General features: G+C 73.6%; 7 protein-coding genes. 4 read left to right on the forward strand and 3 right to left on the reverse strand.

The features are described 5' to 3' along the window. Positions 1-63: 63 nt before the first annotated feature. The gene (gene mshC / locus TR46_RS25975; RefSeq protein WP_042405562.1) at positions 64-1,290 is read left to right on the forward strand and encodes a cysteine--1-D-myo-inosityl 2-amino-2-deoxy-alpha-D-glucopyranoside ligase; all 1,227 of its coding nucleotides are present in this window, start codon (positions 64-66) and stop codon (positions 1,288-1,290) included. 148 nt (positions 1,291-1,438) lie between these two features. Here mshC and TR46_RS25980 read toward each other — a convergent pair whose 3' ends face one another. Beyond that, complete coding sequence (locus tag TR46_RS25980; RefSeq protein WP_042405564.1) at positions 1,439-2,605, reverse strand: glycosyltransferase; 1,167 nt, start codon at positions 2,603-2,605, stop codon at positions 1,439-1,441. 67 nt (positions 2,606-2,672) lie between these two features. Between TR46_RS25980 and TR46_RS25985 the strand changes: the two genes are divergently transcribed. Further along, the gene (locus TR46_RS25985; protein ID WP_042405566.1) at positions 2,673-3,410 is read left to right on the forward strand and encodes a glutamate racemase; all 738 of its coding nucleotides are present in this window, start codon (positions 2,673-2,675) and stop codon (positions 3,408-3,410) included. 128 nt (positions 3,411-3,538) lie between these two features. Here the strand turns inward: TR46_RS25985 and TR46_RS25990 are convergent, their stop codons facing one another. Continuing rightward, on the reverse strand, positions 3,539-4,387 hold the full coding sequence (locus TR46_RS25990; protein WP_052433095.1) for a polysaccharide deacetylase family protein: 849 nt from the start codon (positions 4,385-4,387) through the stop codon (positions 3,539-3,541). Between the two features lie 273 nt (positions 4,388-4,660). On the opposite strand from TR46_RS25990, the gene TR46_RS25995 reads away from it, so the two are divergent. Next, entirely contained in the window at positions 4,661-5,542 is an 882-nt protein-coding gene (locus TR46_RS25995) for a spermidine synthase (RefSeq protein WP_042405568.1), read from the forward strand. A 109-nt stretch (positions 5,543-5,651) separates the two neighbouring features. Here TR46_RS25995 and TR46_RS26000 read toward each other — a convergent pair whose 3' ends face one another. Beyond that, complete coding sequence (locus tag TR46_RS26000) at positions 5,652-6,326, reverse strand: O-methyltransferase (protein ID WP_042405570.1); 675 nt, start codon at positions 6,324-6,326, stop codon at positions 5,652-5,654. Positions 6,327-6,412: 86 nt separating this feature from the next. On the opposite strand from TR46_RS26000, the gene TR46_RS26005 reads away from it, so the two are divergent. Further along, entirely contained in the window at positions 6,413-6,991 is a 579-nt protein-coding gene (locus TR46_RS26005) for a nucleosidase (RefSeq protein WP_174505156.1), read from the forward strand. Positions 6,992-7,249 lie beyond the last annotated feature (258 nt).

A 7,249-nucleotide genomic window follows, 5' to 3' on the forward strand; every position in this document is an offset into this window, starting at 1 on the left:
CCCCCCAGGTCGTCGCCGAGGCACTGGTGCGAAGATCAGATCCGTCCGGTTACAGTCATCTGTATGTATGCCTGGCCCGCCACCGATGTCCCCGTGCTTCCCGGCAAGGGAAGCCCCCTGCGTATCTTCGACACCTCCGCAGGCGAAGTGCGGACCTCCGAGCCGGGCCCGACCGCCCGGCTCTATGTCTGCGGGATCACGCCCTACGACGCGACCCACCTCGGCCACGCGGCCACCTACAACGCCTTCGACCTGGTCCAGCGGGTCTGGCGGGACGCCGGCCACGACGTCCTCTATGTGCAGAACGTCACCGACGTGGACGACCCGCTGCTGGAGCGCGCCACCGCCACCGGCCAGGACTGGACCGAGCTCGCCGAGCGTGAGACCGCGCTGTTCCGCGAGGACATGACGGCCCTGCGGATGCTGCCCCCCGCGCACTACATCGGCGCGGTCGAGGCCATCCCGTCCATCGTCCCGCTGATCAAGGACCTGCTGGACTCCGGCGCGGCCTACCAGCTCGACGGCGACATCTACTTCTCGGTCGGGTCCGACCCGCACTTCGGCGAGGTCTCCCGGCTGGACGAGGAGCAGATGCTGCGCTTCTTCGCCGAGCGCGGCGGCGACCCGGACCGTCCCGGCAAGAAGCACCGCCTCGACCCGATGCTGTGGCTCGCCGCCCGCCCGGACGAGCCGGCCTGGGACACCGCGATCGGCCACGGCCGCCCCGGCTGGCACATCGAGTGCGTGGCCATCGCGCTGCAGTACCTGGGCATGGCGTTCGACATCCAGGGCGGCGGCAGCGACCTGGCCTTCCCGCACCACGAGATGGGCGCGTCGCACGCCCAGGTGCTCACCAAGGCGCACCCGTTCGCCCGCGCCTACGTCCACGCCGGCATGGTCGCCCTGCACGGCGAGAAGATGTCCAAGTCGCGCGGCAACCTGGTGTTCGTCTCCCAGCTGCGGCGGGACGGCGTGGAGCCGGCCGCGATCCGGCTGGCACTGCTGGCGCACCACTACCGCTCGGACTGGGAGTGGACCGACGCCGATCTGCTGCGCGCCCAGGAGCGGCTGGCCCGCTGGCGCGCGGCGGTCTCCCGCCCGGACGGCCCGGACGCCGCCGCGACCCTCGCCGAGGTCCGCGAGGCCCTCTCCGACGACCTGGCCTCCCCCCGGGCCCTGGCCGTCATCGACGCGTGGGCCGCCAAGCAGGAGGCCGAGGGGGGCGCCGACACGGGAGCCCCAGGGGTGATCTCGCGGACGGTGGACGCGTTGCTCGGCGTGGCGCTGTAACCGTTCTCGGCTGCGGCATGTGCATGGCTTGTCGCGCAGTTCCCCGCGCCCCTATGCAGGTGCAACTTGCGCGCAAAGGGTCGGTTGCAGCCCCCAGGGGCGCGGGGAACTGCGCGACAAGCCACCTACGGTCCGCACCCGAAGGAAGTCAGAAGCCCTCGGGCGCCGGATAGGTCCGCCCCTTCCACGCGGCCCCGCGCCCGCGCCAGTGCTGGACCGCCGAGTCCACGGTCATCAGGAGATAGAGCAGCGCCGTGAACGGCAGCAGCAGCGCGGCGGCCGGGGGCTGCCGGTAGTAGCGGAGCATCGGGACGTACGTCCAGGCCATCAGCGCCCAGGCGGCGCCGGCCACCGAGGTGAGCCGCCCGTCGCCGGTCGCCAGGCCGACCACGGTGAGCACCGGCGGCACCAGGTAGACCAGGGTCAGCCCCAGCACCGTCCCGACCAGCAGCAGCACCGAATGCCGCAGCTGCGCGTAGGCGCTGCGGGAGACCATCCGCCACAGCTGCCCGAACTCGGGGTAGGGGCGGACGCTGTCCACCTGGTCGGCCAGTCCCAGCCAGGTCCGGCCGCCGCCGCGCTTCACCGACTTGGCCAGGTTCACGTCGTCGATCACCGCACCCCGGATCGCGGCGACCCCGCCGGCCCGCTCCAGCGCCTCGCGCCGCACCAGCGTGCAGCCGCCGGCGGCAGCCGCGGTGCGCGAGCCGGGCCGGTTGCTCCAGCGGAACGGGTACAGCTGGGCGAAGAAGTAGACGAAGGCCGGGACGATCAGCCGCTCCCAGCGGGTCTCCGTCCGAAGCCGGGCCATCTGCGACACCAGGTCGTACCCGGCGCCGTCGGCGCCCTCCGCGGCGGCCACCAGGCTGTCCAGCGAGGCCGGCGCGTGCGCGATGTCGGCATCGGTGAGCAGCAGGTACTCCACGTCCCCGGCCAGCTCCACGCCGTGCCGCAGCGCCCACAGCTTCCCGGTCCAGCCCTGCGGCGGCTCGCCGGGGCTGGTGACGGTCAGCGGCAGTGACCCCGGTGCCTCGCCGAGCTTCCGGGCCAGCTCGCCGGTGCCGTCCATGCTTCCGTCGTCCACCAGGATCACCCGCGCGGTCCCCGGGTACTGCTGCGCCAGCAGCGACGGCAGGCTCAGCGGCAGCACCTCCGCCTCGTCCCGGGCCGGCACCACGATGGCCACCCCCGGCCGCGCCGCCACTTCGGGCCTCGGCGGCAGCCGCACATCGGTGTGCCAGAAACGGCCCTGACCGAAGGTCAGCCACAGCCAGGCCAGCAGAGACGCCACAGACACCCACATCAGCACGGTCACCTGCGCGAGTATGCCGCACGGGCGACGCGGCCCGTCGGCTGCGGCCCATCGACTAAGGTCGAGTCCTATGAAGATCGCACTCATCGACTCGGGTCTGGGCCTGCTCGCCGCCGCAGCCGCGCTGCGCGGGCTGCGTCCGGACGCGGACCTGGTGCTGTCCACGGACCCGGACGGGATGCCCTGGGGTCCGCGCACCCCGGCCGACATCACCGAGCACGCGCTCGCCTGCGCCCGGGCGGCGGCCGAGCAGCAGCCGGACGCGCTGGTCGTCGCCTGCAACACCGCCTCGGTGCACGGGCTGGAGGCGATCAGGGCCGAGCTGGAGCCGGACATCCCGGTGATCGGCACCGTTCCGGCGATCAAGCCCGCTGCGGCGGTCGGCGGCCCGGTGGCGATCTGGGCCACACCGGCCACCACCGGGAGCGCGTACCAGCGCGGACTGATCCGGGACTTCGCGGCAGGCGTCGAGGTCGCCGAGATCCCCTGCCCCGGCCTGGCCGATGCCGTGGAACGCGCGGACACGGACGCGGTCGCCCGAGCGGTGGCCGCGGCGGCAGCGCTGACCCCGGCCGGCACCCACGCCCTGGTCCTCGGCTGCACGCACTACGAGCTCCTGCAGGCGCCCATCCGCGCGGCCGTCCCGGACGCCGCCCTGCACTGCTCCGCCCCCGCAGTGGCCGGCCAGGCCCTCCGCCGCGCCGTCAGCACCACCGAGGGCAACGGCACCCTGCTGGTCCTCCGCACCGGCCGCAAGGAGGAACTCCCCCCGGCAGCCCTCACCTACCGGGAAGCCCGCACGCTCTAGCGTCGGCGTTGCCCATAGGGGCGCGGGGAACTGCGCGAAACGGCGGAGCACCAACCACGCCACCGCACCTCGCCCCTACCGCACCTCTCACGTACACACGTACACACGTACAAGAGCGGCACCGCCCGCTAAACGGCGACCGCCCCCCGCAGCCGCCGCAACCCCGGCGCCCACCCCGCCAGCACGCTGTCGAAGATGCCCCGCGACGTCCCCAGGTCCACCCCGAGCCGACTGATCCGCAGCGGATCCGGCCGAACCGCTCCCGCCGACCGCAGGTCGAACAACTGGTCGTCACCGAGGAACGCACTGCGGTACCCGTACCCCCGCAGCAGGGCCTCCGCCCGCCCGTCGGCGACCCCGTGCGGATGCGCGAACGCGCTCGGCTCCTCCCCGGTCAGCTCCGTGAGGAGGGTGTGCCCGCCGACGACTTCCTCGCGCACCACGTAGTCGTCGCACCGGTCCAGCCGTGCGTGCCCCAGCGAGTGGTTGCCGATCGCGACGCCCCCGTCACGCAGGGCCCGCAGGTCCTCGGCCGTCAACTGCGCCTGCCCCGGCGCACTCCGACGCGCCGTCACCCGCAGCTCCTCCAGGCACCCGCGCCGGTCGGGATCCGGCAGCGCCGCCATCGCGGCCACCGCGTCGGCCGCCGAGCGGCCCGGCAGCCGGCGGCTGTAGCCGCCCTCGCCGATGAGGAAGCGGGCCTCGTCCCACCAGTACGGCCGCTCGCTGCCGACCAGCCCGGCCACCACGAAGGCCACCGCGGGGACCCGGTGCGCGGCCAGTACCGGCAGCGCGGTGGTCGCCGCACTGCGGTGCCCGTGCTCGAAGGTCAGCAGCACCGGGCGCGGCGGCAGCGGCGTACCCCCGGTCAGCGCGTCCTGGACCTGGGTCAGCGCCACCGGGCTGGCGACCCGGAGCAGCCGTTCCACCTGGGCCCGGAACGCCCCGGGGTCGTCGAGGCCGCGAAAGGTCAGCACGGCGAGTCGCCGCGCCTGGCGGCCACGGGATCGATCTGCACCCAGTCGTCCAGGACGCTCGTCCGGCCTGGGCAGGATGGTGAGGTTCGGCTCTCGCACGGACTTCCCTTCCGTCGCGCCGAGCAGCACCGGAGAGGGAGGACCGGCACGGCTATGTCACCCAACGTATGGAAGACCCACACCCCGGGGTGAAGGTTGTACGCCTCGACGGAACAAGTTTCCGAGCCGGACCCGAACGTGTCGGCGGTCGCGTCGACCGGTGACAATAGCCGCATGACCGCCGAATCCGCGCCAGAGGAACCCCGTCCGATCGAACGCACGGTGGACCTCGGCACCGCGCGGCTGCTCCCCGACATCGACCGGCCCCGGGCCTGGCTGCTCACCATGGACGACGCGCCGCAGTCCTATGTCGACGTGGACAGCCCGATGCACCTGGAGTTCGAGTACGTGCAGCGGCTGGCCCACGCCGCCGACCTGGCCGCGCCGCCCGGACGGCCGCTGGACGCGCTGCACCTCGGTGGCGGCGCGCTCACCCTGCCCCGCTACCTGGCGGCCACCCGCCCCGGTTCGCGCCAGCGGGTGGTCGAGCTGGACGCGGCGCTGATCGACCTGGTGCGCGAGCAGCTGCCGTGGACCCCGGCCCGCGGCGGTGCCGAGGTCCCGATCGACGTCGAGGCCGCGGACGCCCGCGCCGCCCTGGCCGCGACCCCGGACGGCAGCGCGGACCTGCTGGTCGCGGACGTCTTCGGCGGTTCGCGCATCCCGGCGCACCTCACCTCGGTGGAGTTCGTCCGGGAGGCGGCCCGGGTGCTGCGCGCGGACGGCCTCTACGCCGCCAATCTCGCCGACGGCGCCCCGCTGGACTTCGCCCGCTCGCAGTTGGCGACCGTCGCGGCGGTGTTCCCCGAGGTGTGCCTGGTCGCCGAGCCGTCGGTGCTGCGCGGCCGCCGCTACGGCAATCTGGTGATCCTGGCCGGCCGGCAGCCGTTCCCGGTGGCCGAGCTGGCCCGCCGCACGGCCGCTGACGCGTTCCCGGCCCGAGTGGTGCACGGCGACCGGCTCGCCCTGCTCAGGGGCCGTGCACAACCGGTCACCGACGCAACGGCGGCGCCGTCGCCGGCGCCGCCGGACGGAGCGTTCAGCGTGGGGTCCTGACGGTGTGCTGTCCGCAACCGAGCCGGTTGCAGCCCCATGGGGGCGCGGGGAACTGCGGGACAAGCCATGTGCGCGCCGCAGCCGAAAGACCGTCGGCACCCCGCCGCGGCTACTCGCCGATCACGGCCAGCGCGACGCCGTCGTAGCCCTTGCTGCCCACCGTCTGCAGGACGGTCCCGCGCAGTCGGGGCTCCGCCCCGATCAGCTCCAGTGCCTCCTGGGTGCCCCTGATCGCCGGGTCAGTGGAGCCGGTGTCCGCGACGCCGCCGTTGCGGACCACGTTGTCGACCACCACCAGGGTGCCGACGTGGCCCAGCTCCAGCGCCCAGCGGACGTAGTTGCCGCTGTTGACCTTGTCGGCGTCGATGAAGACCAGGTCGAACGGGTCCTGCTGCTCCCGCTGCAGCAGAGGCAGGCTCTCCAGCGCGGGACCCACCCGGACCTCGACCCGGTCGGCCAGCCCGGCCGCCGCGATGTTGTCCCGGGCGACCTCGGCGTGGCGGGGGTCGTACTCCAGGGTCACCAGCCGTCCGTCCGCGGGCAGCGCCCTGGCCATGCAGATGGCGGAGTAGCCGGCGAGTGTGCCGATCTCCAGGATCCGACGTGCGCCCACCAGTCCCGCCAGCAGGGCGAGGAACTCGCCCGCAGCCGCCGACACGGCGATCTGCGGCAGCCCGGCGTCGTCGCCGGCCTTGAGCACGGCATCCAGCACCGGGTCGCCGAGCCCCAGCGTCCGGTCGAGGTAGTCGTCGACGTTCTCCCACGTTCGCCGGTCCGCGGCCATGCCCTTACCATCCGTTCAGATCGCCCTGCTGACGTGCCGTCCGACCGCCAACCTACCCGTCCGTCCGGCCCCCTACCATGGACGCCATGCACCTCATCGGAGAGATCGACCCCGCCCGTCCGCTGCTCGTCCTGGCCGTCGCCGAGGAGGCGGTGCACCTGGACCAGGGGTTGCCGGTGCTGCTCACCGGGATGGGGAAGGTCAATGCGAGCGCCTCGCTGGCGGCGGTCCTGGCCGGGGGCCCGCAGCCGGCGTCCGTGGTCAACCTCGGCACGGCGGGGGCGCTGCGCCCCGGCCTGGAGGGGACGCACGAGATCACCGAGGTGATCCAGCACGACCTGGACACCGAGGTGCTGCTCACGCTCACCGGCGAGACCTTCGGCGCACCGCTGACGCTGGACCGGGCCGGGGCCGGTCCGCTGGTGCTGGCCACCGGCGACCTCTTCGTCGCCGAGGAGTCGGCCCGGCAGCGGCTCGCCGCGCGGGCCCACCTGGTCGACATGGAGGGTTACGCGGTCGCCAGTGCGGCCTTGGCGGCCGGCGTTCCGGTCCGGCTGATCAAGCACGTGAGCGACGAGGCCGGCGAGGGCGCGGCCCGCACGTGGCGCGAGTCCGTGGAGGGGTGCGCGAAGGCCCTTGCGCTGTGGGCGCGGGACAACCTCTGAATACCGGGGTCGCCGTGCGGTGTCGGCTCCGGACCGTAGCTGGTTGTTCGCGCACTTCCCCGCGTCCCTATGGGGCTGCAACTGACCCTCTGTGAGCAAGTTGCACTACCCAGGGGCGCGGGGAACTGCGCGAACAACCCGGCACACGCCGCAGCCGAAGAACTGACCCAAAACCCTACGACCCGGCCAGCGGCCGCGCCGCGGCCATGCCGACCAGCAGGCCGGCCCCCGCCGTGATCCCAGGAAAGCTCAGGACCG

This window comes from Streptacidiphilus carbonis (assembly GCF_000787775.1).
Taxonomy (GTDB): Bacteria; Actinomycetota; Actinomycetes; order Streptomycetales; family Streptomycetaceae; genus Streptacidiphilus; species Streptacidiphilus carbonis.

Coding starts and splice junctions, on each gene's coding strand:
- mshC (WP_042405562.1), top strand. CDS start 64: ATGTATGCCTGGCCCGCCACCGATGTCCCCGTGCTTCCCGGCAAGGGA.
- TR46_RS25985 (WP_042405566.1), top strand. CDS start 2,673: ATGAAGATCGCACTCATCGACTCGGGTCTGGGCCTGCTCGCCGCCGCA.
- TR46_RS25995 (WP_042405568.1), top strand. CDS start 4,661: ATGACCGCCGAATCCGCGCCAGAGGAACCCCGTCCGATCGAACGCACG.
- TR46_RS26000 (WP_042405570.1), bottom strand. CDS start 6,326: ATGGCCGCGGACCGGCGAACGTGGGAGAACGTCGACGACTACCTCGAC.
- TR46_RS26005 (WP_174505156.1), top strand. CDS start 6,413: ATGCACCTCATCGGAGAGATCGACCCCGCCCGTCCGCTGCTCGTCCTG.